The organism is Qipengyuania sp. NPDC077410 (genome assembly GCF_044543405.1).
Taxonomy (GTDB): Bacteria; Pseudomonadota; Alphaproteobacteria; order Sphingomonadales; family Sphingomonadaceae; genus Qipengyuania; species Qipengyuania pacifica.
On record NZ_JBITWB010000004.1, the window covers coordinates 70,386 to 96,498 of the forward strand.

The 26,113-nt window shown below is 61.9% G+C and carries 24 protein-coding genes; 10 read left to right on the top strand and 14 right to left on the bottom strand.

The window, feature by feature from the left end:
• Positions 1-32: 32 nt before the first annotated feature.
• From ACIGGE_RS15765 to tsaD, 10 genes are all read right to left on the bottom strand, one after another.
• On the bottom strand, positions 33-1,043 hold the full coding sequence (locus tag ACIGGE_RS15765) for a fumarylacetoacetate hydrolase family protein (RefSeq protein WP_397491058.1): 1,011 nt from the start codon (positions 1,041-1,043) through the stop codon (positions 33-35).
• 21 nt (positions 1,044-1,064) lie between these two features.
• Positions 1,065-1,706 (bottom strand): maleylacetoacetate isomerase, encoded by a 642-nt coding sequence (maiA, locus tag ACIGGE_RS15770; protein ID WP_397491198.1) that lies wholly within the window; start codon positions 1,704-1,706, stop codon positions 1,065-1,067.
• Positions 1,706-2,881, bottom strand: a complete 1,176-nt coding sequence (locus tag ACIGGE_RS15775; RefSeq protein ID WP_397491199.1) for an acyl-CoA dehydrogenase — start codon at positions 2,879-2,881, stop codon at positions 1,706-1,708. The genes maiA and ACIGGE_RS15775 overlap by 1 nt, the downstream gene beginning before the upstream one ends.
• Positions 2,882-3,047: 166 nt before the next feature.
• The gene (locus ACIGGE_RS15780) at positions 3,048-3,410 is read right to left on the bottom strand and encodes a response regulator (protein ID WP_234003206.1); all 363 of its coding nucleotides are present in this window, start codon (positions 3,408-3,410) and stop codon (positions 3,048-3,050) included.
• Positions 3,411-3,473: 63 nt separating this feature from the next.
• Positions 3,474-3,959: a hypothetical protein gene (locus ACIGGE_RS15785; RefSeq protein WP_196847928.1), complete on the bottom strand. Its 486-nt coding sequence runs from the start codon at positions 3,957-3,959 to the stop codon at positions 3,474-3,476.
• A gap of 110 nt (positions 3,960-4,069) precedes the next feature.
• Positions 4,070-4,831, bottom strand: coding sequence for an OmpA family protein (locus ACIGGE_RS15790; RefSeq protein WP_234036537.1), 762 nt, complete (start codon positions 4,829-4,831; stop codon positions 4,070-4,072).
• Positions 4,832-4,852: 21 nt separating this feature from the next.
• Positions 4,853-6,337 (bottom strand): von Willebrand factor type A domain-containing protein, encoded by a 1,485-nt coding sequence (locus ACIGGE_RS15795; RefSeq protein ID WP_397491059.1) that lies wholly within the window; start codon positions 6,335-6,337, stop codon positions 4,853-4,855.
• Positions 6,338-6,634: 297 nt separating this feature from the next.
• Complete coding sequence (locus ACIGGE_RS15800) at positions 6,635-8,140, bottom strand: lipopolysaccharide biosynthesis protein (RefSeq protein WP_397491060.1); 1,506 nt, start codon at positions 8,138-8,140, stop codon at positions 6,635-6,637.
• Positions 8,137-9,144, bottom strand: coding sequence for an NAD(P)H-dependent glycerol-3-phosphate dehydrogenase (locus ACIGGE_RS15805; RefSeq protein ID WP_397491061.1), 1,008 nt, complete (start codon positions 9,142-9,144; stop codon positions 8,137-8,139). Before ACIGGE_RS15805 ends, ACIGGE_RS15800 begins: the two co-directional genes overlap by 4 nt.
• Positions 9,141-10,169 (bottom strand): tRNA (adenosine(37)-N6)-threonylcarbamoyltransferase complex transferase subunit TsaD, encoded by a 1,029-nt coding sequence (gene tsaD, locus ACIGGE_RS15810; protein ID WP_397491062.1) that lies wholly within the window; start codon positions 10,167-10,169, stop codon positions 9,141-9,143. Before tsaD ends, ACIGGE_RS15805 begins: the two co-directional genes overlap by 4 nt.
• Before the next feature lie 45 nt (positions 10,170-10,214).
• On the opposite strand from tsaD, the gene hemC reads away from it, so the two are divergent.
• From hemC to ACIGGE_RS15825, 3 genes are read left to right on the top strand one after another with little or no spacing between them, the layout of a single operon-like run.
• A complete protein-coding gene (hemC, locus tag ACIGGE_RS15815) occupies positions 10,215-11,144 on the top strand; it encodes a hydroxymethylbilane synthase (RefSeq protein WP_397491063.1) in 930 nt (309 codons plus the stop codon).
• Positions 11,141-11,827: a uroporphyrinogen-III synthase gene (locus ACIGGE_RS15820; protein ID WP_397491064.1), complete on the top strand. Its 687-nt coding sequence runs from the start codon at positions 11,141-11,143 to the stop codon at positions 11,825-11,827. Before hemC ends, ACIGGE_RS15820 begins: the two co-directional genes overlap by 4 nt.
• Positions 11,828-11,879: 52 nt before the next feature.
• Complete coding sequence (locus ACIGGE_RS15825; protein ID WP_397491065.1) at positions 11,880-12,767, top strand: hypothetical protein; 888 nt, start codon at positions 11,880-11,882, stop codon at positions 12,765-12,767.
• Here ACIGGE_RS15825 and ACIGGE_RS15830 read toward each other — a convergent pair.
• Complete coding sequence (locus tag ACIGGE_RS15830) at positions 12,764-13,978, bottom strand: FAD-dependent monooxygenase (RefSeq protein WP_397491066.1); 1,215 nt, start codon at positions 13,976-13,978, stop codon at positions 12,764-12,766. The two genes, ACIGGE_RS15825 and ACIGGE_RS15830, sit on opposite strands and share 4 nt — an antisense overlap.
• A 25-nt stretch (positions 13,979-14,003) precedes the next feature.
• Here ACIGGE_RS15830 and ACIGGE_RS15835 point away from each other — a divergent pair, with 25 nt between their 5' ends.
• On the top strand, positions 14,004-16,109 hold the full coding sequence (locus tag ACIGGE_RS15835; RefSeq protein ID WP_397491067.1) for a protein-disulfide reductase DsbD family protein: 2,106 nt from the start codon (positions 14,004-14,006) through the stop codon (positions 16,107-16,109).
• Here ACIGGE_RS15835 and ACIGGE_RS15840 read toward each other — a convergent pair.
• The 3 genes from ACIGGE_RS15840 to uvrB all read right to left on the bottom strand — a co-directional run bounded on the left by ACIGGE_RS15840 (position 16,057) and on the right by uvrB (position 20,472).
• A complete protein-coding gene (locus ACIGGE_RS15840; RefSeq protein ID WP_397491068.1) occupies positions 16,057-16,635 on the bottom strand; it encodes a hypothetical protein in 579 nt (192 codons plus the stop codon). The two genes, ACIGGE_RS15835 and ACIGGE_RS15840, sit on opposite strands and share 53 nt — an antisense overlap.
• A gap of 54 nt (positions 16,636-16,689) precedes the next feature.
• Positions 16,690-18,207 (bottom strand): S10 family peptidase, encoded by a 1,518-nt coding sequence (locus tag ACIGGE_RS15845; protein WP_397491069.1) that lies wholly within the window; start codon positions 18,205-18,207, stop codon positions 16,690-16,692.
• 69 nt (positions 18,208-18,276) lie between these two features.
• Positions 18,277-20,472, bottom strand: a complete 2,196-nt coding sequence (uvrB, locus tag ACIGGE_RS15850; protein WP_222827799.1) for an excinuclease ABC subunit UvrB — start codon at positions 20,470-20,472, stop codon at positions 18,277-18,279.
• Positions 20,473-20,569: 97 nt separating this feature from the next.
• On the opposite strand from uvrB, the gene ACIGGE_RS15855 reads away from it, so the two are divergent.
• The 6 genes from ACIGGE_RS15855 to ACIGGE_RS15880 all read left to right on the top strand — a co-directional run bounded on the left by ACIGGE_RS15855 (position 20,570) and on the right by ACIGGE_RS15880 (position 25,992).
• Positions 20,570-21,115: a DUF3617 domain-containing protein gene (locus ACIGGE_RS15855; RefSeq protein ID WP_397491070.1), complete on the top strand. Its 546-nt coding sequence runs from the start codon at positions 20,570-20,572 to the stop codon at positions 21,113-21,115.
• A gap of 55 nt (positions 21,116-21,170) precedes the next feature.
• Positions 21,171-21,938: a triacylglycerol lipase gene (locus ACIGGE_RS15860; RefSeq protein ID WP_221598613.1), complete on the top strand. Its 768-nt coding sequence runs from the start codon at positions 21,171-21,173 to the stop codon at positions 21,936-21,938.
• 81 nt (positions 21,939-22,019) lie between these two features.
• The gene (locus tag ACIGGE_RS15865) at positions 22,020-23,447 is read left to right on the top strand and encodes a circularly permuted type 2 ATP-grasp protein (RefSeq protein ID WP_103024291.1); all 1,428 of its coding nucleotides are present in this window, start codon (positions 22,020-22,022) and stop codon (positions 23,445-23,447) included.
• 16 nt (positions 23,448-23,463) lie between these two features.
• Complete coding sequence (locus tag ACIGGE_RS15870; protein ID WP_103024292.1) at positions 23,464-24,408, top strand: alpha-E domain-containing protein; 945 nt, start codon at positions 23,464-23,466, stop codon at positions 24,406-24,408.
• Positions 24,408-25,223 carry a transglutaminase family protein gene (locus tag ACIGGE_RS15875; protein WP_103024293.1) on the top strand — a complete coding sequence of 272 codons (816 nt, stop codon included), beginning with the start codon at positions 24,408-24,410 and terminating at the stop codon, positions 25,221-25,223. Before ACIGGE_RS15870 ends, ACIGGE_RS15875 begins: the two co-directional genes overlap by 1 nt.
• 22 nt (positions 25,224-25,245) lie before the next feature.
• The gene (locus tag ACIGGE_RS15880; RefSeq protein WP_103024294.1) at positions 25,246-25,992 is read left to right on the top strand and encodes a proteasome-type protease; all 747 of its coding nucleotides are present in this window, start codon (positions 25,246-25,248) and stop codon (positions 25,990-25,992) included.
• Positions 25,993-26,113: the final 121 nt, after the last annotated feature.

Genomic DNA, 26,113 nt, shown 5'->3' on the forward strand with positions numbered 1-26,113 from the left:
CGGGGCCCATGTGACCCCGCTCTGATTCATGTTCAGGCTTCGACGACCTTCTGTTCGATCGCGCCGAAGATGGAATGGCCGTCCTTGTCCTTCATTTCCACGCGCACGGTGTCGCCGGGTTCCATGAAGCGGGTCTGGGCCTCGCCGTTGGCGATTGTTTCGATCATGCGGATTTCGGCGATGCAACTGTAGCCGAGGCCGCCTTCGGCGACGGGCTTGCCCGGGTCGCCGTCGGGGCCCTGGTTCGATACCGTGCCCGATCCGATGATCGTCCCGGCGCCCAGGTCGCGCGTCTTGGCGGCGTGGGCGACCAGTTCGGCCAGGCTGAACGTCGCATCGACGCCCGCATTGGCGCGGCCGAAGGGCTGGCCGTTGTAATCGACCATCAGCGGCAGGTGGATGACGCTGCCCTGCCAGGCATCGCCCAGCTCGTCGGGCGTGACCGCGACGGGGCTGAACGCGCTGGCGGGCTTGGACTGGAAGAAGCCGAAGCCCTTGGCCAGTTCGCCCGGGATCAGCCCGCGCAAGGACACGTCGTTGACCAGCATGACCAGCTTGATGTGGCCTGCGGCATCTTCCTTCGACACTCCCATCGGCACATCGTCGGTGACGACTGCGATCTCGCCCTCCATGTCGCAGCCCCATTTGGTGTCCTTCAGCGGAATGTCGGCGCGCGGGGGCAGGAAGGTGTCGCTGCCGCCCTGATACATCAGCGGATCGTGATAGAAGCTCTCGGGCACCTCGGCGCCGCGGGCCTTACGCACCAGTTCGACGTGATTGATGTAGGCGCTGCCGTCGGCCCACTGGTAGGCACGCGGCAGCGGCGAATGCGCCTCGCGTTCATGGAACCGCTCGCACGGCACCGCCTCGTGTTCGACATCGGTGTAGAGCGCTTCGAGCTTCGGGGCGATTTCGTCCCAGTTGTCGAGCGCGGCCTGCAGCGTCGGGGCGATGTTGTCGGCGGCGCAGTAGCGGGTGAGGTCTTTCGACACGACCACCAGCTTGCCGTCGCGGGTGCCGTCCTGGATCGTTGCGAGCTTCATGGATGGGGTTCCTCTCGGGGCTTATGTGTTCTCGGGATTGTCGGACTGGTTGTCCGGATGGGCGCTCTGGAATTCCTGCAGGGGCAGGCAGGCGCTTTCGATCCGGGTGATGTGCGGCATGTCCGAAAAATCGAATTCGAACCGCCTTGCGTTGTAGACTTGCGGCAGCAGGCAGACTTCGAAGAAACCGGGTGCATCGAACAGGAAATCGCCCGTGCTAAGCTGCGCCAGGCGCGCCTCCAGCGGGGCGAGCGTGCGGGCGAGCCAGTGGCGATACCACACGCCGATTTCGTCCTGCGACTTGCCGTATTCGTCCTTCAGGTATTTCAGCACCGGAAGGTTCAATGGCGCGTGCAGTTCGGTGGCGATGGCATAGGCCAGTTCGCGCGCGACATAGCGATCGTGCAGGTCGGACGGCAGCAGCGGGCGATCGGCAAAGGCTTCGTCGAGCCATTCGATCTGCGCCATCGACTGGACATAGTCCTTGCCGTCGACTTCCAGCAGCGGGACCGAGCCGAAGGGGTTGCGCGCGGTGAACGCCGCGCCTTTCTGTTCGGACGTCAGCAGGTTCACCGGCACGTATTCGTAATCCAGCCCCTTCAGTTCCAGCGCGATGCGCAGGCGGTAGCTGGTCGAGCTGCGGTAGTAGCCGTGCAGGCGGATCAAAACGCGGCGATCCCGGTAATGGCCCGCCCCAGGATCAGCGCATGGACATCATGCGTGCCTTCGTAGGTGTTGACCGTTTCCAGGTTCACCATGTGGCGGATGACCTGGTATTCTTCTGAAATGCCGTTGCCGCCGTGCATGTCGCGCGACTTGCGGGCGATATCCAGCGCCTTGCCGACATTGTTGCGTTTCACGATGCTGATCATCTCGGGCGCGAACTTGCCTTCGTCCATTAGGCGGCCGACGCGCAGCGAGGATTGCAGGCCCAGCGAAATCTCGGTCACCATGTCGGCGAGCTTGAGCTGGTAGAGCTGCTTGCTGGCGAGCGGGACGCCGAACTGGTGCCGGTCGAGCCCGTACTGGCGCGCGGCGTGCAGGCAGAATTCCGCGGCACCCATAGCGCCCCAGCTAATGCCGTAGCGGGCGCGGTTGAGGCAGCCGAACGGCCCCTTGAGGCCCTGCACATCGGGCAGCAGCGCGTCTTCGCCCACCTCGACCTCGTCCATCACGATCATGCCGGTGGTCGATGCGCGCAGCGACAGCTTGCCTTCGATCTTGGGGGCGGACAGGCCCTTCATCCCCTTGTCCAGCACGAAGCCGCGAATGCCGCCGCCATGCGCCTCGCTTTTCGCCCAGACGACGAACACGTCGGCGAAGGGGGCGTTGGAAATCCATGTCTTCGAGCCTGACAGCACATAGCCGCCGTCGACCTTCTTGGCGGTCGTCTTCATGCCGCCGGGATCGCTGCCCGCATCGGGTTCGGTCAGGCCGAAACAGCCGATCAGCTTGCCGCTGGCGAGGTCGGGCAGGTATTTCCTGCGCTGTTCTTCGGAACCGTAGGCATGGATCGGAAACATCACGAGGCTCGACTGGACCGAGGCCATCGAGCGGTATCCGGAATCGACGCGTTCGATCTCACGCGCGATCAGGCCGTAGGCGACGTAGCTGGCGCCGGCGCCGCCGTATTCCTCGGGCACGGTCGCGCCCAGCAGGCCTGCTTCGCCCATCATCGGGAACAGTTCGGGATCATCGACTTCGTTGCTGAAATTCTCGATCACGCGCGGTTGCAGCTCGCCCTGCGCGAAAGCGTGGGCGGCATCGCGGATCATCCGCTCTTCCTCGGTTAGCAGATCGTCGAGGTTGAAGGGATCGTCCCAGGCAAACGGCACCATTCCAGCCATGTAATCTCCTCTGTTATGCGCTTGCCAGTGGCAGGGTTGCATGGCGGGAGCAAGAGGTGTGGCCGATCAGCGGGATCGCATGCGCATCGAGCGTACGCATCAAGCCACCGAAGCGAACGTCGCCCGGGGCGGGGCCCAGGGAAACACAAAACGGCCGTTAGCCGTGATGTGTTGCGCGCTGGATCGAATCGATGACTTCGGCCGGAGGACAGGGCTTGGCTAACGCCAGCGCGCTGGGGAACCGACGGGCCACTTCTGCCGGGGTCATTTCACCCGAATGGAAGATCACCGGCACGTTCTCCGCGATCATCTGCTCGGCGAGGGGGTAGACGATGCCGTCTTCGAGCTGAACGTCCAGAATGGCGATATCCGGCTTGTTCTTCTGAAAAGCCAGCATAGTGGAGGACAGATCTTCGAACGGGCCTTCGACGATATAACCGGCTTCTTCGACTGTGTGACACAGGTCACAGCCGATTATGAACTCGTCTTCGGCAACGAGCACGCGCAATCGCTGTCCCATCCTTGGTCTCCTCGTGTTCGACCCAAGTAAAGGAATACCACACCAATCGATTCGTTCCGAATTTCAGGAGAGCTTGCCAAAACGTTCGACGAACCCTGCCTCATCTCCGACAGATAGATATTTAGCCTGGTCTACCCAGTTGTCGCGGCGGATGCGGCCCTGGAAGCGGCCAAGATTGGCATCGATGCGATCGATCTCTGCGTCATCCCATTGCGCGATTTGCGATAGGGTGGTCACGCCCATATCTTGCAGCGTCGCGGCCAGCTTTGGACCCAGACCCTTTATCCGGGTGAGGTCGTCGCCAGCCGATGGTGCCGGTGTCGACATCGTTGGAACACCTGCAGCAGGCTGCATCGGAGTTGCGGCAGGCGCGCTGTCGATTAGCGCCTTGTTACGTTCTGCAGGTGCCGCACCTTCGTCCAGCACATCGCGGCTGGCGCCGGTCACACGCGTGCGGCGAGAAGCACCGAACACGTACCAGGCGATGACCAAGCCGACCAGCAGTGCGGCAACGATCAGGGGCCAGTAGGTCTGGAGTAATTCGTTCATCGATCTATTCCTCGTCTTGGTCGTGATTGCCCCAGATGACCCAACCGATGCCGATCCCGGCACCGTAGGCGGCGATCATCAGGGCAGCGAGTTCGAACCACAATGGCATGTCAGCGTGCTCCCGGAGTGTCGACCGGGGTGGGGCGGACGGGTTCTGTGCGAATAACGGAAAATTCGATGCGGCGATTGGCTGGGTCGCTGGGCGTCAGCCCTTCGACGGGCTGGCGCGAACCCACTCCGGTTGCCCGCAAGCCATCGCGGGGGATACCGCGGCGAACCAGTGCTTCGCGAACGACCTCGGCCCGTTCCACGCTGAGTGCCAGATTGACCTCATCACTTCCTTGCTGGTCGGTGTGCCCGGTCACGGCGATGAGAGAGCCGAGACATGGTCGCAGCGCTTCGGCCACCTCGTCAATCAGGACCTGACTGGCAGGCAGAAGCGCGGTGCTGGCTTCCTCGAACCGTATGGATCTGCTGCGCAGCAACCCTTCGACGTCTTCCTGGCAGTGCAGTGGTTGATAGACCTGTTCGCGGCTTTCCGCCCTGCTGGAACCATCACTCCATCTGACGCCGCCAACGCCGGGGACGGCGTAGACGGCCTGTGCGACATCGGCGCGCGTGGAATCGTTGAGCGTTTCGCCCCCTGACAGGATGGGATGGCGCGTGGGAAGACCACTTTCCGTTGCAAACCGTGCAGTTACCTTCCCGCCACCTGCCTGTTCGATAGCGGCCGCCGATCTTGTTTCCAGACCTTCGATGAAGCCGGGTGCCATAGGTTCGGCCAGCAGATAGGCGCTGGCGCCGGTCAATACGGCTCCGGCAAGGATGACAAGGGATGGGCGGATCGGCATGGCATGGCTCTTAGCCATCATCCGCCCTTCCTGCCAAGGACGCTATTCCAGCCCGTCGGCCGTCCTTACCAACTGAACAAACTCCTGCCGCCAGAAATCGGTCTGTTTGCCAGCAAGCGCGGCGATTTGCGGATAAGAAAAATCGGACAACATGGGATCGCCGCGCAGCTTCTGACCGAATGCCGCTACGGCAGCGGCAAATGCGAAATCACCACTTGGCGCGCGAGTAGTCTGCAAAGATGAGCTGGGCAGCGTGCTGGTGATCAGCGTGGACGTGTCGCCGTCGGGCCGTTTGTACCGCAACTTGATGAAGGCCGCTTCGGCGGCGAGTTGGCTGGCCTTTGCATCTGGCTGGTCTTCGTATCGACGCGCCGGGATCCAACCCTTGCCGCCAACCGGGACCACCTCGTAAATTGCCGTGACCTGATGGCCGGCGCCGATATCGCCCGCATCGATCGCATCGTTGTCGAAATCCTCTTCGCGCAGGATGCGGTTTTCGTAACCAACCAGGCGGTACTGGCTGACCACTGCCGGATTGAATTCGACCTGAATCTTCACATCCTTGGCGATGGTAAAGAGCGTGGCGCCCATTTCATCGCCCAAGACCTTGCGGGCTTCCAACGCGCTGTCGATATACGAGTAGTTGCCGTTGCCGTTATTGGCCACCTGCTCCATCATCGCATCGTTCAGATTGCCGCGGCCGAAGCCGAGTACAGATAGCGTGACGCCGGTTTCGCGCTTTTTCTCGATCAGTTCGATCAGAGATTCCCTATCCGAAGTGCCGACATTGAAATCGCCATCTGTCGCCAGGATTACGCGGTTGACGCCGCCGTCGATCCGGTTCGCTTCGGCCACGCGATAGGCAAGTTCGATGCCCGCTCCGCCGGCCGTCGATCCGCCTGCTTCCAGCTGGTTGAGCGCGTCCTTGATCTTACGTTCGTCATTCGTGGGTTCGAGAACGAGACCGGCGGCGCCCGCATAAACGACGATCGAGACGCGGTCCTTGTCGCTCAGCATGCCCGCAAGCTGACGCATGGCGGTCTTGACCAGCGGCAGCTTGTCGCGGCTGGACATGGACCCGGATACATCCAGCAGGAAGACGAGGTTTGCGGCCGGCCGTTCCTGTTCGGGCATCTCGTAGCCAGCCAGCCCGATCCGCAAGAGGTGTGAACTGCTGTTCCAAGGTGTTACAGCGACATCGGTATTGACGGTAAAGGGCTGCGCGATGCTGTCCGGGCGTTCATAATCGTAGCGGAAGTAGTTGATGAATTCCTCGGTCCGAACCGCGCCTTTGGGCGGCAAGCTTCCTTCCGATATAAAGCGACGCGCATTGGTGTAGGCGCCAGTATCCACATCGACCGAGAAGGTGGATACGGGTTCGTTGGCTACAACCTTGACCGACGACACCTCGTCACCGTCATACTGGTCCCGGCTGGGCGGCGTCGGAACGAACACGGGCGGAAAATAACGGTAGTTAGCGTCTGCAATGGATGTTTCAGTTGTATCCGGAGCCGTTTCTTGCGCCATTCGAGAGCCGGAAACTATCACAGCCTGCGGCGCCATGAGCGATGGCGGAGGTGGCGGAGGCGGGGGTGGCGGCGGAGGAAGTTTGCCATCCGTAGCAGCGGTACGGGCGCCGGTTGTGACGATTTGTTCGCCACCTTGCTTTGACGCACAACCCGCGATGAGTGCGGCAGCAGCGCAAGCGGCGGCAAGATTGGCGAAACGCATATGATGTCCTCCCCAAGACAGTTGGCTTGATACAGAGTTACATCATCGAGGGGTTAATGCGGACTGAACGTTTCCTGTCAGCGACGAAAGCCGTCAATCCGCAGCAGCCGCTTCTTCCTTATCCAGATTTCGCTTGAACAGGACACGATCTTCCGGCCCGAAGCCACGTCGCCAGATAATAAAACCGTAAACGCCGAGGATTGCAGGGATGCCGATGATCAGTTCGGCCCATTCGGGCAATCGCGTGGCGAGCCAACCAACAAGGACGGCGGGGGCTGCTGCCCATACCAGCGGCCAGCGGAAGGTGTTGATCCGCTGGCCGAGAATTTTCGACAGCAGCATGGCCTTGACCAGGCTGGCGGTGCCCAGAGCCAGCATGAGCGCAATTGCCGCAGCAGCTGCCTTGAAAGGTTCGCCGTAGCCGCCAGCAACCATGGCCTCGATCAGCACGACCGTTAGTATCGCTTGCAGTGCAATAGTGGCGATCGAGATCCACAAATTGCGCACTCGGGCGACATAAACCAGTACCGCTTCCGAAACGACAGCCGTAGCAGCGACGACTTCTGCCGCGAGCAGGAATGCGAGGGCGCCCGTCCCGCCGACGAATTCCGGCCCGACCAACCCCATCACCGCTTCACCCGGGACACCCAGTGCGAGCGCGATACCTGCTTGCATCGCCACGATCCAAAAACCGACCTGGCAGATCTGGCTTGCGATGGCTTTGTAGTTCTTGGTCTTCAGGTTCTTGGTAATGACGGGGCCGAGGATCGGTTCGAAACTGGTCTTGAGCTTTTGCGGCAGGCTGGCGACCTGCTGGGCAATATAATAGACGCCTACTGCGGCAGGAGCCGCGAAGAGGCCAAGGATAAAGATGTCGACACGCCGCGTGCCCCATTCAATCGCATCTGCAGTTGCCAGTGGCAGCGCCCGCGCCGTCATCTTGCTCATATAAGTGGGGTGGGGGCGCCATTCTTTCGGGGGACCATAGCTGCGAAAGAAAGACCAGAGCCCGGTAGCCAAGCCTGCGTATATCGAAGCCAGATATGCCATCGAAAGTCCGGATTCGCTCATCGATGGCACGAAATAGAAGGCCCCAGCCATGATCGAGATCGTCCAGGGTTCGACCACGGCGCGTGCGCGAACTGTGGTAGCAATATCGTACTTGTAGGCCTGCGCTGCCAGGACGATTTCCGTCAACGCGTAGCCGGGGATCGCAAGGACGATGAACCGATCGAGTTCGGTATATTCCCCACTGGGAAATAGGGGAGCAGGGACGAACCAGAAGAATACGGCAGCCAGCGCCGAAAACAGGACTGCGAGCAGCATCCCATCGTAAACGAGGTTCGCCGGATGCACTCCCTCGCCATCGGAAAGACGCTGCGCAAGGCCCCGCTTTTCGCCCATCGCACAGATCAACGCGACCAGTTCGACCACGACCAGCGCCGACGCGAAGCGACCCAGAGCGTCCGGGCCATAGAGGCGTCCCGCGATGAAGAGGAACGGCAGACGCGCGACAAGGCGCAGAATGAAGCCGAAGAAATTCTGCCGCCCACCTTTTGCCAAGGCGGAGAGGTCTTCGTCCGGTTTTTCCGCTGTCACCCGGCAGGTCCCTGTTCTGCCCGTAGTGGCCGGGACAAGAGATCGGAGACGACTTCGCGCGGTGCCCCGCCCGTGAGCAAACTGTGCACCGCTTCGACAATGGGCATCGCAACTCCCCGCTGCTCGGCGAGTTCGACGAGCACGGGTGCGGTATGGGCACCTTCTGCAACGGTGCGGCGATCCGCCATTAGAATATCGGCGCTCTTGCCTTCCCCCAGCGCCTTGCCGAGCGAGAAGTTGCGACTGGAAGTGGATGAGCAGGTCAATACGAGATCGCCCAGACCACACAATCCCGCCAAGGTCTCGGCCCGAGCGCCGAGTGCTTCGCCAAACCGGAGCATTTCGGCATAGCCCCGAGCAATGAGGGCTGCGCGTGCATTCTGGCCAAGACCGAGTCCGTCGACTACGCCGCAGGCGATGGCGAGAACATTCTTTACAGAACCGCCAATTTCCGCACCGATAATGTCATCGGAGTAATAAGGTCGGAAAGTTGGCCGTGCGATCATCGCAGAAATACGGTCCCACTGTTTCTCTCCGCCGTCACAGGCGAGGGTTACCGCCGTCGGCAGTCCCGCTGCGACCTCATGTGCGAACGTCGGTCCGGAAAGGACCGCGATGGCGCTGCCCTTGGCAACATCCTTTGCGACATGGTTCATGAGTCGCCCGCTGCCGGCTTCGATGCCTTTCGAACAAAGTACGAGATCATGCGGGTGAGCAGGCATGGCAGCGAGCACATTGCCCATATGCTGGGCCGGCGTCACCACAAGCAGAGCGTCGAGTTTGGCCATTTCGACCAGATCGCCGGTTGCGTGGATGGTATCTGCCAAGGTGGCAGTCGGCAGATAAATCGAATTCGAGCGCGCCGAATTGATTTCGTCGACGAGTTCTCGCTCGCGCGCCCAAATGAGCACCTCCCGTCCATCGCTCGCCAGCATTTGGGCAAGTGCCGTGCCCCAAGCGCCCGCTCCGAGAACGCCGACGCGACCGTGGTGCCCGCCACTCATGCCTTTACTCCTGCGCCGCGTACCGGCTCCGCTTCGGGATCGAGCGGCCAGCGTGGACGGGCGGAAATATCAAGCGGGTCCGACTGACCGAGGCGTTCGATCCCTGCCCACGCGATCATTGCTGCGTTATCGGTACAAAGTGCTGGCGGCGGAGCCGCGAAGCGCATGCCGTGATCGGCTGCCAGCTTTTCCAATTCGCTCCGAACAGTGGCATTCGCGGCGACGCCCCCTGCTACAACGAGGGTATCCACGCCGATCATGGATCGAAGCGCGATACGCAACCGATCGGTTACACAGTCCACGGCAGCCTGCTGGAAGCTGGCTGCTATGTCGGCCACTTCGTACCGGCCACTTTCGTGCGCGCGCAGGACCGCACTCTTAAGCCCGGCAAACGAAAAGTGCGGTTCGCCGCTGCCGACCATCGGACGCGGGAGCGGAACGGCGCGGGGATTACCCTCCATCGCCTTGCGCTCGACCGCCGGACCGCCGGGAAATCCCAGCTTCAGGATTTTTGCCGTCTTGTCGAAAGCCTCGCCCAGCGCGTCATCGATGGTCGTGGCCAGCCGGCGATATTGGCCCACGCCGTTAACCATGAGGATCTGGCAGTGGCCGCCGGATACGAGAAGCAAGGCATAAGGAAAGTCGATGCTTTTGTCGGCAAGGCGGGGGCTCAAAGCATGGCCTTCGAGGTGGTTTACCGCAATGAGGGGAATGTCGGTGGCCATTGCGAGCGCCTTCGCGCTGACCAGGCCGACCATGACACCCCCGATGAGGCCGGGCCCGGCGGTGGCGGCAATCGCATCGCAATCCGTCAGCGCGATATTGGCATCGGTGAGCACGCCGTCGATCATCGGAGCAAGCCGTTCGGCATGGGCGCGCGCGGCAATTTCCGGGACGACGCCGCCGAACGGCGCATGTTCCGCATCCTGCGATGCGATGCGCTGCGCCACGATGCGACGGTCGCTGTCGACGAGTGCGACTGCGGTTTCGTCGCACGAACTTTCTATGCCGAGAACCAGTGCCATCCCGCTTTCCCTTAGCGGCATGGCTCGCTAGGGCAAGCGGACCCTATGCCAGTCCAACCTATTCTCCGACTTGGAACCCGCCGCTCACCGCTTGCCATGGCGCAGGCGCACGAGGCGCGTGCAAGGCTGTGCGCAGCTCATGGCTGGGACGAATCGGCAGTCGAACTGGTCCCAGTCGTGGCGAGCGGCGACAAGGTGCAGGATCGTCCCCTGGCCGAAATCGGTGGCAAGGCGCTCTGGACCCGCGAACTCGATCAATGGCTGGTGGAAGAGCGTATCGATGCCGCGGTCCATTCGATGAAAGATGTCGAAACCATTCGACCCGACGTCATCGCTATCGCAGCGATCCTGCCTCGGGCGGACAAGGCGGACCGATTGCTGGGGGCTGCCTCGATAGCCGAAATTCCGGCAGGCGCACGGGTCGGTACCAGTGCGCCGCGCCGCGCCGCACAGCTATTGCATCTGCGCCCGGACGTGACGGTAGTCGGCATTCGCGGCAATGTGGCCACGCGTATGGCGAAATTGAAAGCCGGGGAGGCTGACGCAACATTTCTGGCAGCGGCCGGTCTCGATCGGCTCGGAGAAGACGATGTCGGCGTGCGGCTAGACCCACAGGTCTGGTTGCCTGCTCCAGCGCAGGCCGCGATTGGGATCGAATGCCGGCGTGACGATGCGCGAACGCGCGAATTGCTGGCTGGTATCGATCACGTGAAAAGTCATGCGGAAATCGCTGCGGAACGCCGCCTGCTCGAAGGGCTCGGGGGATCGTGCAGCAGTCCGATCGCGGCGCTGTCGCGGATATCTGCGGGGCGGATCGAATTGAATGCGGCAATCTTCAGTCCCGACGGCACTGTGCGTATTGCCGATGCCGCCGAATTCGAGGTTGGCGACGATCAGGCCCCGCTCGAACTTGCGCGGACGTTGCTGAACAATGCGCCGCCCGAAGTTGCCGAACATTTCGGGGAAGCGACATGAAGACACTGTTTCTCTTTCGGCCGGAGCCGGGTTGGTCGGTCAGTTCGAAAACGGCGCTGGACATGGGCCTTGAGGTATCGGGAGCGCCCTTGTTCACGGTCGAACCCGTCGATTGGGAAGTGCCGGATCCCGAACAGTTCGACGGCCTGCTGGTTGGCAGTGCCAATGTGTTCCGTCACGGCGGAAAGCAGATCGACCGGCTGACCAAATTGCCGGTCCACGCAGTGGGCGATGCAACCGCCGATGCTGCGCGCAATGCGGGTTTTCTGATCGGCCGGACAGGGCGGGGCGGCTTGCAATCCCTGCTAAACGAGCTGGATGGCCGCGAACTCCATCTGCTGCGGCTTGCGGGCGAGGACCGCGTAACCTTGCGCCTGCCGGAAAAGATCAGGATAGAGACGAAGATCATCTATCGAGCTGTCCCGCAAAGCATGACGGACGAGGATATCGCGCGGCTGCGCACGGGCGGCGTCGTTGCGCTGCATTCCGGCGCCGCGGCCGAGCGACTGCAGGTTGAATTCGACCGCCATGAAATGGACCGATCGCAAGTCGATCTGGCAGTGATCGGGCCCCGTGTCGCGGAAATGGCGGGCGAGGGTTGGCGATCCGTCGAAATTGCAGACGCCCCCGGAGACAGCGAGCTACTGGCCTTGGCGCGAGCTTTGTGCCAGACCGACGAGTAATGGGCTGGAGGGTCCGCGTCAGCGGGACGAGTGGGTCGCAGAACGGAAGCACATGAACGATTACACCAGTACCCGGCGCAAGGGGCCTTCGGCGAAGCCCGTTCTTGTGGCCGTGCTTGCAAGTTTCCTGCTGGGCGGGGCCGTGGCAGGTTATGCCGTCTACTCCATGACGGACCGCGCGCCCGCCGCAACGGGTAACGCCCCATCCAAGCCGCAAACGCTGTCCAGTCCGGCTTCGTCTCCCGTACCGACCCCCAGGGCGACGGCAAGCCAGGCGGCACGGGAAGCGGTACAGCGTGTTGCCGAACAGCAGGGCGGTATCGACAGCCGGCTGGCTGCAGCGGAGCAGCGGCTCGCGCGGCTGGACCTGCAGGCTCAGGCCGCGGCCGGCAACACGGCCCGCGCTGAAGGATTGCTGATCGCCTTCGCCACGCGCCGCGCTCTCGAAAAAGGCGCGGAGCTCGGTTACCTCTCCGACCAGTTGAGATTGCGCTTTGGCGATGCGATGCCCAATGCAGTGGACACGATCATCCGCACCAGCCGCAATCCGATCACGCTGGACCAGCTGATAGCGCGGCTTGAAGGACTTTCGCCGCGGCTTTCCGAAACCAACGGTCAGTTCGGCTTTGCGCGCCTGAGCGAGGAACTCTCGCAGCTATTCGTTGTGCGCCGGGAAAGCGCGCCGTCTCCGCAACCGCAACGCCGGCTTGATCGGGCGCGTTTGTTCCTCGAAAGCGGGCGGACGGATTCCGCTATTGCCGAGGTTCGCAATCTGCCCGGCGCCAGCAGCGCGGAAGGTTGGATCCGCGATGCAGAGCGCTATGCCGCTGTGCAGCGTGCGCTCGATCTTATCGAAACCGCTGCGGTGCTGGAGCCTCGCCGGCTACGCGACGGGGCGGGGAACAGGATCGAACAGCCGAGCCCCGCTGACGAAAGCTAGGCTTTGAGCAGTTGGGGAAGCTTTCCCGAAATACCGCGGGCTTCGTCCATGAAGAAGCGCTTGAGCCACCCCGAACGCTGAATTCCTGCCATGCCCAGACGGCGTACGGCGCTTGCCGATTTGCCGGGTACACCGAAGATCCGTGTCAGGCTGTCGGTCGCGCCCATGACCATCAGCGCATCCAGCGCCCGCCATTCTTCATATTTCTTGAGCACCTGTGCATCCCCAAGATCGAGACCGAGCCGGATCGCCTCGTCGAGCACTTCCACCAGCGCTCCGACGTCCCGGAGGCCGAGATTGAGACCCTGACCCGCAATCGGGTGCATACCATGCGCGCTGTCGCCAATCAGCGCGAGGCGATGCTCTACGATTTTCGCTGTATGCTGGAAGCTGAGTGGATAGGACGACCGTCCACTGTTGAGCGTCAGTTCGCCGAGCAGGTCGCCCATGCGTTTGTGGACTTCGGCCAGGAAGGCGCGATCGGACAGTTTCAATACACCCGCCGCATCCTTCTCGTCGACCGTCCACACCAGTGCACTGCGATGCTGGCCGGCCGGTCCATCGAGCATGGGCAGCAGAGCGAAGGGACCGTCAGGGTAGAATATCTCCCATGCCACGTTCTCATGAGGCTTGCTGTGGTCCAGGCCAGCGATCATGGCGCGGTGGCTGTAATCCCAGCTCGCCATCTTGAACCCTGCCTCATCGCGGCTGGGCGATCCCCGGCCTTCGGCACCAACCATCAAGGCTGCTTCGAGCACGCGGCCATCACCAAGGGTGGCCGATACGCTGAACTCGCCCCGTTCGCGTGAGGCGATTTCAACCGGTGCATGCCATTCGATCAATGGTTCTTTCGCTGCCGCTTCGTGCAGGGCAAGTCGCAGCTGGCGGTTGGCGAACATCCGGCCCAGGGTGCCCTCGTGCGGTTCAGGCCTGAAGTCCAGCCGACCGGATTTCATCTGGTCCAGGACGGCAATGGCTGCGATATCGCACCCATGCGGTTCAAGGACGTCGTGAAGCCCGAGATGACGAAAAAGACGCCAGCTGGCGGTGGAAATCGCGGATGCGCGTCCGTCGAAACCTTCTGCGGTTAGGCTTGCCGGATCGGCCCGATCGACAAGATGGCTGGACAGCCCTTTTTTCGCAGCGGCCATCGCCAGTGTCATGCCCACCAGGCCGCCGCCCAGGATCAGCAGGTCTCGCTTGTCTGTCATAGGGTGTGTCCCTAGAGCGGCGGACGTGACCCACGCAAGGATTATGGAGCGGCTTGCCGCACTGGCGATGCTGGTTTTGCTGGCGCTCGCGCTGCCGGCCAGTGCGCAACAGGAAATTCGCGGGCCCGGTAGCGACCGGATGCCGGTGGAAATCGCGGCGGACGGTGCGCCGGTGCCCGGCGATACGTGGATGGTCGCGCTACATTTTTCACCATCGACGCCCGAATGGCACGGCTACTGGTCCAACCCCGGCGATGCCGGCCTTGGTATGCAGCTCGACTGGCAGCTGCCGGACGGATGGGAGGCGGGTGATGCGCTGTACCCCATGCCGCATCGGTTGGTAATCGGCGGCCTTATGAACCACGTGTACGAGGGCGAATACGCTGTGCTGGTACCGGTTTCGGTGCCGTCGGGCGCTGACGTGGGCAAGGCCGGTCCGATCGCGGTTACGGCGAGCTATCTCGCCTGCACGGATACTATTTGCGTCCCCCAGCAGGCGAGGCTCTCACTGGATCCCTCGAACATTTCGGCTGATCCGCGCTTTGCCGGTTGGCAATCCGCCATCGTGCCGCAACTCGACAGCCCTGCGCATTTCCAATTCACGGCGACGCATCTGCGTATTGGAATTCCCATTCCGTCCCAAACAGCGCTCGGCGATCTGCATGTTTTTCTCGACACGGGCGAACTGGGCGAGGGCGACAGGCCCATTTACACCGCGACGCAAACTTTCATCAGCGAAGGCAATCTACTGGTTGCAGAAATTCCGATCGAGCGCCTGGCGCAGACAAGCAGTGCCAACCCGGGCGCCGATCCAAGACCCGCAACGATCGGCGGCATACTCGATCTGGGCGAGGGTCGCGGAGTGCGCTTCGCTGCGCAGCCGGGGGACGTGCCGCTAGAAGGGGCAAAGCCGATCCGTGGCGGTGATGCGGAACCGGTGCTTTGGCAATTGCTTCTCGCTGCATTGGCAGGCGGTCTGTTGCTGAACGTCATGCCCTGCGTCTTTCCGATCCTCAGCCTCAAGGCGCTGGCACTGGCCAAGGCCGGTGGCGAAGAACGCGGGGCGCGGCGCGATGCTCTTGCGTATACAGCCGGCGTAGTGATCGCCTGTGCTGGGTTGGGGGCTGCAATCCTGTTACTCCGTTCGGCGGGTGAACAGGTGGGTTGGGCATTCCAGTTGCAGCAGCCGATCGTAGTGGTCGGCCTGTTTTTGCTATCTCTGGCGATCACCGCCAATTTCGCCGGATTGTTCGAAGTGCCGGGAGTAGCGATTTCGGGCGGAGCGCCGTCCCGCGGCGGCTCCTTCTCGACCGGCTTGCTGGCCGCTTTCGTCGCGACACCCTGTACGGGACCATTCATGGCCGTGGCGCTTGGTACTGCGCTCGTTATTCAACCGATTTATGGTTTGCTCGTCTTTGTCGCACTTGGCGTCGGTTTGGCGTTACCGTTTCTGCTGATCGGCTTCGTTCCCGCTATCCGTCGCCGTTTGCCGAAACCGGGAAGCTGGATGGAAACCTTCCGTCGCTGGATGGCTTTGCCCATGGGCCTCACGGCAATCGCCTTGGCATGGCTGGTGTGGCGGATCGGGGGGGCGGGATATCTGGCGCTCGTGGCGCTGTTGGCCGTGCTTGTGCTTGTCGGTCTGGCGGTAATCGGCCGTTTTCAACGGACCGGTCGCGGCAGCGCGCGAATAGCGATGGTGGCCCTGCTTGCCGTAATGGCTTTGGGCATAGTGGTATTGCCGAAGCCCGAAGCGCAGGCGGCGTCCGAGGCAAGCCTGCTTGATCCGGTCGAGTATAGCGAAGCGGCGCTGACCGAGGCGCGAACGGCGGGCAAGCCCGTGTTCGTATGGTTTACCGCTGACTGGTGCGTCACCTGCAAAGTCAATGAGGGTGTAGCAATCGAACGCGAGGCTACTCGAGCTGCTTTCGAGCAGGCCGGGGTCGTTGCCATGCGCGGAGATTGGACTCAGCCCGATGAGGAAATCAGCCGGATGCTGAACGAGCAGGGAGCCGCCGGCGTGCCGCTTTATCTTTGGTACGAACCCGGCGGCGATGCCGAGCAGTTGCCGCAGGTGCTTACGCCGGATCTTCTGGTGAAGAAGGCGCAGGCATCGGCTGCTCCGCAGTAAGCGGTTCGGTAAGATTGCGACAGCGTTCGACCAATTCGCCGGGCAACGCACTCGCATTGAGAATGACGCTTCCCGCGCCGGGCACCGTCGCTTCTACCTCGCGCCGTCCGGTCAACGCGTCGAGCCGCCGGTCGTCCGCTTCTATGGCGCCTTCCCAGCGCCATATATCGCCGATCTGCACAGCATCGATATTGAGCCGTGAAACGTGGCCATTGCCGATCAGGGCAAGGATCGCCTTGGCATGGGCATCCGCGCGGGCGAAGCGCGTATAGCCGAGCATGGGCTCGCTGCCGTCGCTGAGGCACTCGATCGCGAACAGGGGATGTTCGCCGGGATTGCCGTAGAGCAGACGCGCGCCTTCTTCGGCCGGTGCCCAGATCGCGTCGTCCGTGTCGGGGGAATCGATCGGTTCCGACGGGCCCTCGGCGGGTTCGTCGATCCTCGCACGCTCGATATAGTCGTCCGAAGCCGGCGGTTTGCAAGCGGCCAGAAGCGCGAGCGGAAGGAGGGCGAGTGTGCGACGCATTTTCGGCCTATGACACAGGCGTGACGGCGTTCAAGCTGCCAGCCGAAGCTATCCTCAGCGTCCGCTGCGGATGAAGGCGCGAATATCGCTCGACAGCTTGGCCCGATCCTCGTCGCGCACATACATCATGTGGCCGGCATGGTAATAATGGAACTCCACACGATCCTGCGGAATGCCCGTCCGGTTCAGAGAGTATTCCGCACCGAAAAAGGGCGTGGCGAAATCGTAATATCCTTGCGCGACGAATGTCCTGAGGCCGGAGTTCTGTCGCATGGCCTGCCCGATAAAGGGGGCGACGTTGAGATAGGCACCGCGTCCCTGATTGAGCGTCCACTGCCAGTTGCGGCCCGGTTCTCGACCGATGGACTGGTATTCGCGATCGGTTTCGAAGCCCAATGTGTCGCGTGCCCAGCTGTTGATTGCCGCGGTGTAGCCTGCATCGATGCCATAGAAGCTGGGATCGTCGTCAGGGTACTCGCCCGCATTGTCGTAATCCTGGCCGGTATAGCGAGAATCGAGCCGCCCGATGGTGAGGCCCCGGTCGCGCAGCAGTTCCTTGTAGAAACGCTGGTCCGTCACGCGCAGGTCGGCATTGTCCAGATATTGCTCGGACAGGCCGGTCAGGCGCGACAGTTCGGCACGGACGGATGCGCGTTCCGCATCGGGAAGATCCTGTCCCTTGAGCAGGGCGGTTGCGAACGGCCCGATCGCGAACTGGCGCGCTTCCTCCACGATCGCTTCGACCGAGGGGGCCTGGACCTTGCCATGATAATAGGCCGCCGCCGCCATGTTGGGCAGGGTCACCAGATAGGCGAGCTCATTGCCCGGTGTAGGCTCGCGTCCTGCGAAATCGAGGATCGTCGAGATCAGGATCAGCCCGTTGAGCCCGACGTCGTTGTACGTCGCGCCTTCCAGTTCGCGGGCCACCATCGCGGTGCGTGTGGTGCCGTAGCTTTCGCCGCCGAGATACTTCGGGCTGTTCCAGCGGCCATTGTTGTTGAGCCACAGGCGTATGACCTTGGCGACCGCCTCTGCGTCGGGTTCCAGCCCGTAATACTTCTTCGGATCGGTGCCCTCAGTCAGATAGCTGAAGCCGGTCCCGGGGGGATCGATGAAGACGAGATCGGCGACGTCGAGCAGACTGTCGGGGTTGTCGAGCAGCGGGTAGGGCGGCGCGCCATCGTCGCGCGCGTCGGAGGGGATCGCGACGCGTTTGGGGCCAAAGGCACCCATTTGCAGCCATACCGAGCCCGAGCCCGGGCCGCCGTTGAAGAGGAAGAAGACGGGGCGCGAGGTGTCGCGGGGCTGCTTCACGTAGCTGGTGGTGACGATGACCGCTTCCGGCTTGCCGTCGTCGGCCTTGAGCACGGTCTCGGCGATGGTGGCCCTGTAGGAAACGCGCTGCCCGCCGAACGTGCCCGTCATGTCGCGGGTGCGGACCTGCGGTTCGATGGTGAGGGGCTGTTCGGCAGCCACCGCGGCGTCGGTGCTGTCCTGTGCAGCGACGGCCTGCGGGGCCAGCGTCAGGGCGGTGGCGGCGCACAGGCCGGCGAGAATACGGTTCTTTGTCACGGTGTTCGGTCCCCCTTGTCGGACAGTCTATGAGGGGGGAGGCGAAGCCGCGTCAAATACGTCCGTCGATCAGGGTTTGCCGCCCATCCGTTTATAGCGGGTCTTTCCGTAGCGCGTCTTGCGCGTTCCCGGACGCCCGGCATCGCTGCGACCGACGCGCGGAGCTTTCTTTTCCTCGTCTCCGAGGCCGAGCTCGTCATTCTCGAGGCGGCGGATTTCGTCGCGCAGGCGCCCGGCTTCTTCGAATTCGAGATCGGCAGCAGCCGTACGCATGCGCTTTTCGAGATCTTCGATGTAGGCCCGCAGATTGTGGCCGACGAGATTGTTGCGCTCGTCATCGCCCGTATCGACGGTGACGCCGTCCTGTGCGGCGGTATGGGCGACGATATCGGCGATCTGGCGCTTGATCGTCTGCGGCGTGATGCCGTGTTCTTCGTTGTATTCGCGCTGCTTTTCCCGGCGCCGGTCGGTTTCGGCCATCGCCCGTTCCATGCTGCCGGTGATGCGATCGGCGTAAAGGATGACGCGGCCTTCCACGTTTCGCGCGGCACGGCCGATGGTCTGGATGAGGCTGGTTTCGCTGCGCAGGAAGCCTTCCTTATCGGCATCGAGAATACAGACGAGGCCGCATTCGGGAATATCGAGACCTTCGCGCAAAAGGTTGATGCCAACGAGCACATCGTAGACGCCGAGACGCAGGTCGCGGATCAGTTCGATACGCTCCAGCGTTTCGACATCGGAGTGCATGTAGCGCACGCGAACGCCCGCTTCGTGCATGAATTCGGTCAGATCTTCCGCCATGCGCTTGGTCAGCGTGGTGACAAGCGTGCGATAGCCCTTGGCGGCCGTCGCCTTGCATTCCTCGATGCAGTCCTGAACCTGATCTTCGACCGGCTTGATTTCGACCGGTGGGTCGATCAGGCCGGTGGGGCGGATGACCTGTTCGGCAAAAACGCCGCCGGTCTGTTCCATTTCCCACGTGCCCGGCGTGGCGCTGACCGCGAAGGTCTGCGGGCGCATCGCGTCCCATTCGTTGAACCGCAGCGGGCGATTGTCGATGCACGACGGCAGCCGGAAACCGTATTCGGCCAAGGTGATCTTCCGGCGGTGGTCCCCGCGCGCCATCGCGCCGATCTGCGGCACGGTCTGGTGACTTTCGTCGACGAACAGCAGGGCGTTTTCAGGCAGATATTCGAACAGGGTCGGCGGCGGTTCGCCAGGAAGGCGGCCAGTGAGGAAGCGGCTATAATTCTCGATCCCGGCGCAGCTGCCCGTTGCCGCGATCATTTCGAGATCGAAATTGGTCCGCTGTTCGAGGCGTTGAGCTTCGAGCAGCCGCCCTTCTTCGTGCAGTTCCTTCAGCCGTTCCTGCAATTCGAACTTGATGGCTTCGGCGGCCTGTTTCATCGTCGGCCCCGGCGTGACGTAGTGCGAGTTCGCATAGACCCGCACCTTGTCGAGGCTGGCGCCCTTCTTGCCGGTCAGCGGGTCGAATTCGCTGATCTCCTCGATCTCGTCGCCAAAGAAACTGACGCGCCAGGCCATGTCTTCATAGTGGGACGGGAAGATTTCGAGATTGTCGCCGCGGACGCGGAAATTGCCGCGTGCGAAAGCCGCATCGTTGCGCTTGTACTGCAAAGCCACGAGCTTGCGGATGAGCTCGCGCTGGTCGACCTGCGTGTCCTTCTTGATGTCGAAGATCATCGCGGAATAGGTTTCGACCGAACCGATACCGTAGAGGCAGGATACGGAGGCGACGATGATCACGTCGTCACGTTCAAGCAGGGCGCGCGTTGCCGAGTGGCGCATCCGGTCGATCGCTTCGTTTACCGAGCTTTCCTTCTCGATGTAGGTGTCGGACCGCGGGACATAGGCTTCGGGCTGGTAATAGTCGTAATAGGATACGAAATATTCGACGGCGTTTTCTGGGAAGAAGCTCTTGAATTCGCCGTAGAGCTGCGCAGCCAGAATCTTGTTCGGCGCGAGGATCAGCGCAGGGCGCTGCAATTCCTCGATCACCTTGGCCATGGTGAATGTCTTGCCCGATCCGGTAACACCGAGGAGCACCTGCGTCTGTTCGCCATCCTTGGCGGCGCCCGTCAGTTCGGCAATCGCAGTAGGCTGATCGCCGGCGGGCGTATATTCGCTGACGAGCTTGAACTTCTTGCCGCCCATCGACTTTTCCGGGCGGGCAGGTTTGTGAGGGACGAATTCGCCGGTTGTGTCGGGTTCTTCGAGGCCGCGGCGGATGACGAGTTCACTCATATGCGCACATATGGGGAACATGGGAGCAAGGCGCAACGGTGCTTGCCAAGGGCGATCCGACTGCTAGCTTTCGGGCACCAATTCGGGAGAATATTCGATGCGCCGTTTCGTGATTGCCGCTGTCGCCAGCCTGACTCTCGCCGCCTGTGGAGGCAGCAATGCGGACCCCGATGGCGATGGCGAGATCAGTATGGAAGAGGCAGCCGCAAGGTCGGCCGACATGGTCCGACCGCAGCCGGGCAAGTATCGCGCCACGGTGGAATTCGTCGACGTATCCATGCCAGGAGCGCCCGAGCAGGTACAGGACATGATGCGCAGCATGTTCGACAAGGAAGCGCAATCGCACGAATACTGCCTGACCAAGGAAGAAGCGGACAAGGGCTTCGAGGAAATGGCCCGGCAGGCGCAGGACAGCAATTCGGATTGCACATTCGAAAAATTCGATGTCGAGGGCGGCAGCATCGATGCGGTCATGAACTGCAAGGCGGAAGGACAGGGCACGGCCCGCATGGTCATGACGGGAACCGGCACCGAAACATCGTCGGAAATGAACATGACCATGAACGGCGAAGGGCCGGACGGTCAGACCATGACCATGACGATGAAAAGTTCGCAGCAGCGCCTGGGTGATTGCGACGCTTGAATGACGAATTGAAATTCGGGAGCCATTAATCGGCTTCGCGCATTATTACGCGGTGATGGCAACGTTACCGTTCAAAGACACCGTGATCACGCACCGCGAGGAAATCGCGCGACGTTGGGCCCTGGCCGCCGAGCCATGCCCCGACGACGCGTGCGGACCGCGCTGGCAGCTGATGCTGCGGGAATTCCTGTGGCCGATCGAACCGTTGCGCCGTCTGGTAGGCCCGCCGCTGGAGATCCCGGCGGCCCAAACTCCGAAGACCGTGATGTTGCTGCCCGGGTTTGGCGCCCACCCCATCCGTATGCGGTGGATGGCGCGCAAGCTGGAAAAGGCCGGGCACATCACCAAGAAATGGGGGCTGGGCTACAATTTCGGCGCCACACAGGCGCGGTTCCAGATGGTCGAACGCCGCCTGGTCGATATCTATCGCCGGACCGGCACGCCCATCTATCTGGTCGGGTGGAGCCTGGGCGGCGTCATGGCGCGCGAACTGGCAAAGGCCCATCCTGACAAGGTTGCAAAGGTCGTGACGATGGGATCGCCTTTTTCCGGCAGCCCGCGAGCGAACAATGGCTGGCGTGCCTATCAGGCGATTGCCGGCCACCGGGTCGATGAACCCGAGATCGATACCGTCGTACATGAGAAACCCCCCGTCGAAACGGTAGCTTTCTGGAGCCCGTGCGACGGGATCGTCGATCCGCGCGCTGCCTGCGGCAAGCCGGGGGAGCGTGACCGCGCACGCGCGTTGCGCTGTTCGCACATGGGCTTCGTGCTGACAAATGAAGCGGTCGAAGCTGTGCTGGGGGAACTGGATAGGGATTAGATACTTGTTCCCTTGAAGGGGGGCTTCCTGCCCTCGCGTCGTCTTGTCCATGGACGACATGCACATCCAGTTCGGGGACCCATGACCGGCAGCGCCGATTATTTCGACGAAATGCGCAAGCCGGATGGCGGCGTGAGAGATGCCTACGCAGGCTATTGCCAATGGTTCGACGGACAGGACAATGCCTTGCTTCGGCGCAAACATGCCGAAGCCGAGACCAATTTCCGCAAGACCGGCATCACTTTCAATGTGTACGGCGAGAATGAAGCCGAAGAGCGGCTGATCCCGTTCGACATGGTGCCGCGCGTCATCAGCGCGGCCGAGTGGCGCAAGCTCACCCGCGGGATCGAGCAGCGCGTATCGGCGCTCAACGCATTCATGCACGATCTCTACCATCGGCAGGAGATCATCCGTGCGGGCCGCATACCCGAACGACTGTTCAGCAATAATGCCGCATGGCTGCCGCACATGGTCGGCTTCACGCCCCCCGGCGGGATTTATACCCATATCGTCGGTATCGACCTGGTGCGCACCGGGCCCGATGAATTCTATGTGCTGGAAGACAATGCCCGCACGCCGTCCGGTGTCAGCTACATGCTGGAAAACCGCGAGACGATGATGGCCATGTTCCCCGAGCTGTTCATGCGGGTCCCGGTGGAGCAGGTATCGGACTATCCACGCCGCCTGGCCAAGAGCCTTGCGGCCTGTGCCCCCGATTGCACGCGCGGCAAACCGGTCGTCGCGGTGCTGACGCCGGGCATCTACAATTCCGCCTATTTCGAGCATGCGTTTCTGGCCGACCAGATGGGTGCCGAACTGGTCGAAGGCAGCGATCTGCGGGTAGTCGACGGTCGAGTGGCGATGCGTACCACCCACGGTTACCAGCCCGTCGATGTGATTTACCGGCGGGTAGACGACGAATTCCTCGATCCGCTGACCTTCAACGAGGACAGCGTGCTGGGCGTGCCGGGCATCATGGATGTCTATCGCAGCGGCGGCGTGACCATTGCCAATGCGCCGGGGACGGGCGTTGCCGACGACAAGGCGATCTATTCCTTCATGCCCGAGATCGTCGAGTTCTATACCGGCGAAAAGCCGTTGCTGCCCAATGTCGAAACCCATCGCTGCGCAGATGAGGAATCCTGCAAATACGTCCTCGACAATCTGGCCGAGCTGGTGGTGAAGGAAGTGCACGGTTCCGGCGGGTACGGAATGCTGATCGGTCCGACCGCGACCAAGAAGGAAATCGAGGAATTCCGGCGCAAGATCGTCGACAAGCCGTGGAATTACATTGCCCAGCCGACGCTGGCGCTTTCGACCTGCCCGATCTTTACGAAGAAGGGGCTGGTGCCGCGCCACGTCGATCTGCGGCCCTTCGTGCTGGTTTCCCCGGACAAGATCGACATTACGCCCGGTGGGCTCACGCGTGTCGCGCTGAAAGAAGGCTCGCTAGTCGTGAATTCAAGCCAGGGCGGGGGCACCAAGGATACCTGGGTGCTGAAAGACTGATGCGCGGGAATTCATCATGTTAGGGCGGACTGCCAACGGCCTGTTCTGGATGTTCCGCTATCTCGAGCGGGCGGAAAACACGGCGCGTCTTCTCGATGCCGGTCTGCGCATGGCGCTGACCCGCGATCTGGTGACGGCGGAGGAAGAATGGCGATCGGTCATCGCCACGGCCGGACAGCGCGTCGGATACGAGGCGAAGCATGCGACATATACGGGCATGCAGACCTGGAACCATATTCTTCGCGACAAGGACAATCCGTCCTCGATCCTCGCCATGTTCGGGCAGGTTCGCCAGAATGCGCGGCAGGCGCGCAATGCGATCAGCAGCGAGTTGTGGGAAGCGATCAACGAACCCTGGCTGGAGATCAAGGACCAGCTGGCAAAGCCGGTAGGCGAGAACCGCGTCATGGATACGGTCGCCACTATCCGGCGCGCCGGCACGCTGGCACACGGGGCGATGGAAGGTTCCATGCTGCGCGACGAAGGGTACCACTTTGCACAGGCCGGCACCTTCATCGAGCGCGGCGACAGCATCGCCCGTATTCTCGACATCAAATACTACCTGTTGCTGCCGTCGCTTTCCTACGTCGGATCGAGCCTGGATACAGGGCAGTGGGATCAGGTCCTGCGCTCCGTTTCCGGGGACCGCGCCTATCGCTGGCTCAACGCCGGACAGATCGATGCCCGCGGGATCTGCGAATTCCTGATACTGGACGACGGATTCCCGCGCAGCCTGGCGTTCTGCCATTCCGAACTGCGTGCCAATCTTGCAGCGCTGGCCCGGCTGCACGGCCAGGAAGGCGTCAGCAACAGCCTGATGCGCGAGGCGGATACGCGAATAGCCGACCTTACCATCGAGGACGTCTTCGATCAGGGGCTGCACGAGTTCCTTGTCGACTTCATGGCGTCGAACGTCGCGATCGGACAAGCGATCGCCACAGATTACAGGTTCCTTGCCTGATGCGCCTCTCTATCCGTCATACGACTCGCTATCTATTCGACACGCCCGTCGTTCATGCGTTGCAGCGCCTGCGGCTGACCCCGAAGCAGACGCAGGGGCAGGAAATCCTCGAATGGGAGATGGAATATCACAATGCCCATCCCGAGTTCGTTTACGAGGACCAGCATCACAACACGGTAAACCTGGTCTCGGTCGAAACCGGGGCGCAGGAAGTGACCGTCACTTGCCATGGGCGGGTGGATACCCACGATCATGCGGGCGTGATCGGGCGCCATGCAGGACATCTTCCGCTGTGGAGCTTTCTGGCGCAGACGCCGCAGACGACGCCGGGCCCCGGTATGCGCAAGCTGGCCGGCGAAGTGGGCAAGCGCAGCGAAAGTCGCCTCGATACGTTGCATCACCTGTCCGGCGCGATCCTCGACCGGGTCGAATACAAGACCGGGACGACCCATTCGCGCACCATCGCCGAAGAGGCCTATGCGGCGGCAAACGGCGTGTGCCAGGACCACGCGCATATCTTCATCGGCATCGCCCGATCGCTGGGCATTCCGGCGCGATATGTCAGCGGCTATCTGATGATGAACGACCGGGTCGAGCAGGAGGCGGGCCATGCCTGGGCGGAAGCCTATGTCGACGAACTCGGCTGGGTCGGATTCGATATTTCCAACGGGATCAGCCCGGACGAACGATATGTACGGGTTGCAACCGGCCGCGATTATCGCGATGCCGCGCCTGTGACCGGAATCAGTTTCGGCACGACGTCAACCGTGCTCGAAGTCGATGTGGCGGTAGAGCAGCAGCAAGTGCAGCAGTAATTCTGCCGAGAGGAAAATCCAGATGACGTATTGCGTGGGCATGATGCTCGACAAGGGACTCGTCCTGATGAGCGATACGCGCACCAATTCCGGCGTCGACAATATCTCGGTCTTTCGCAAGATGTTCACCTGGAACGTCCCGGGCGAGCGGATCATCACCCTGCTGACGGCCGGCAATCTGGCCAGCACGCAAGCGGTCATCAGCCAGCTCGAAGAACGGATGAAGGAACCGGACGAGCGGGACAACATCATCCTCAAATCGCCGACCATGTTCCAGGTCGCGACCGAAATCGGCAAGCTGCTGCGAACGATCATCGCGGAACGCCAGGATTCGAACGGGGTGAAGGGCAGGGGGCGCTTCACCGCGTCGATCATCGTCGCAGGGCAGATTGCCGGTATGGAGCCGCGGCTGTTCATGGTCTACCCCGAAGGCAACTTCATCGAGGCGAGCCGGGACACCCCGTTCTTCCAGATCGGCGAGACCAAATACGGCCGACCGATCATCATCCGCGGCTATGATCCCGAAATGAGCATGGAAGATGCAGTGAAACTGCTGATGGTCAGTTTCGATTCCACGCTGAAGGCGAACCTTTCGGTCGGTTTGCCGCTGGACCTGCAGGTGATCGAACGCAACGGGTTCAAACCGAAGCACGAACATCGCATCACGCATGACGATCCGTACTTCCAGGCGATCTCTTCGAGCTGGGGCGATGCGCTCAAAAACGCTTTTCATTCCTTGCCCGATTACAGCTTTTACCGAGAAGATTAACGAAAACAGGGTTTTACTATAGCGTATCGACTAGGTAAAATTACCCGATCGGAGGTCTGTGGCCTCGGTAATAATCCGCACCCGTAATATTACGGATATACGGTCGGTGCCGGATTCCCTC

Coding starts and splice junctions, on each gene's coding strand:
- ACIGGE_RS15765 (WP_397491058.1), bottom strand. CDS start 1,043: ATGAAGCTCGCAACGATCCAGGACGGCACCCGCGACGGCAAGCTGGTG.
- ACIGGE_RS15775 (WP_397491199.1), bottom strand. CDS start 2,881: ATGGTGCCGTTTGCCTGGGACGATCCCTTCAACCTCGACGATCTGCTA.
- ACIGGE_RS15780 (WP_234003206.1), bottom strand. CDS start 3,410: ATGGGACAGCGATTGCGCGTGCTCGTTGCCGAAGACGAGTTCATAATC.
- ACIGGE_RS15785 (WP_196847928.1), bottom strand. CDS start 3,959: ATGAACGAATTACTCCAGACCTACTGGCCCCTGATCGTTGCCGCACTG.
- ACIGGE_RS15790 (WP_234036537.1), bottom strand. CDS start 4,831: ATGATGGCTAAGAGCCATGCCATGCCGATCCGCCCATCCCTTGTCATC.
- ACIGGE_RS15795 (WP_397491059.1), bottom strand. CDS start 6,337: ATGGCGCAAGAAACGGCTCCGGATACAACTGAAACATCCATTGCAGAC.
- ACIGGE_RS15805 (WP_397491061.1), bottom strand. CDS start 9,144: ATGAGTGGCGGGCACCACGGTCGCGTCGGCGTTCTCGGAGCGGGCGCT.
- tsaD (WP_397491062.1), bottom strand. CDS start 10,169: ATGGCACTGGTTCTCGGCATAGAAAGTTCGTGCGACGAAACCGCAGTC.
- hemC (WP_397491063.1), top strand. CDS start 10,215: ATGCCAGTCCAACCTATTCTCCGACTTGGAACCCGCCGCTCACCGCTT.
- ACIGGE_RS15820 (WP_397491064.1), top strand. CDS start 11,141: ATGAAGACACTGTTTCTCTTTCGGCCGGAGCCGGGTTGGTCGGTCAGT.
- ACIGGE_RS15825 (WP_397491065.1), top strand. CDS start 11,880: ATGAACGATTACACCAGTACCCGGCGCAAGGGGCCTTCGGCGAAGCCC.
- ACIGGE_RS15830 (WP_397491066.1), bottom strand. CDS start 13,978: ATGACAGACAAGCGAGACCTGCTGATCCTGGGCGGCGGCCTGGTGGGC.
- ACIGGE_RS15840 (WP_397491068.1), bottom strand. CDS start 16,635: ATGCGTCGCACACTCGCCCTCCTTCCGCTCGCGCTTCTGGCCGCTTGC.
- uvrB (WP_222827799.1), bottom strand. CDS start 20,472: ATGAGTGAACTCGTCATCCGCCGCGGCCTCGAAGAACCCGACACAACC.
- ACIGGE_RS15855 (WP_397491070.1), top strand. CDS start 20,570: ATGCGCCGTTTCGTGATTGCCGCTGTCGCCAGCCTGACTCTCGCCGCC.
- ACIGGE_RS15860 (WP_221598613.1), top strand. CDS start 21,171: ATGGCAACGTTACCGTTCAAAGACACCGTGATCACGCACCGCGAGGAA.
- ACIGGE_RS15865 (WP_103024291.1), top strand. CDS start 22,020: ATGACCGGCAGCGCCGATTATTTCGACGAAATGCGCAAGCCGGATGGC.
- ACIGGE_RS15870 (WP_103024292.1), top strand. CDS start 23,464: ATGTTAGGGCGGACTGCCAACGGCCTGTTCTGGATGTTCCGCTATCTC.
- ACIGGE_RS15875 (WP_103024293.1), top strand. CDS start 24,408: ATGCGCCTCTCTATCCGTCATACGACTCGCTATCTATTCGACACGCCC.
- ACIGGE_RS15880 (WP_103024294.1), top strand. CDS start 25,246: ATGACGTATTGCGTGGGCATGATGCTCGACAAGGGACTCGTCCTGATG.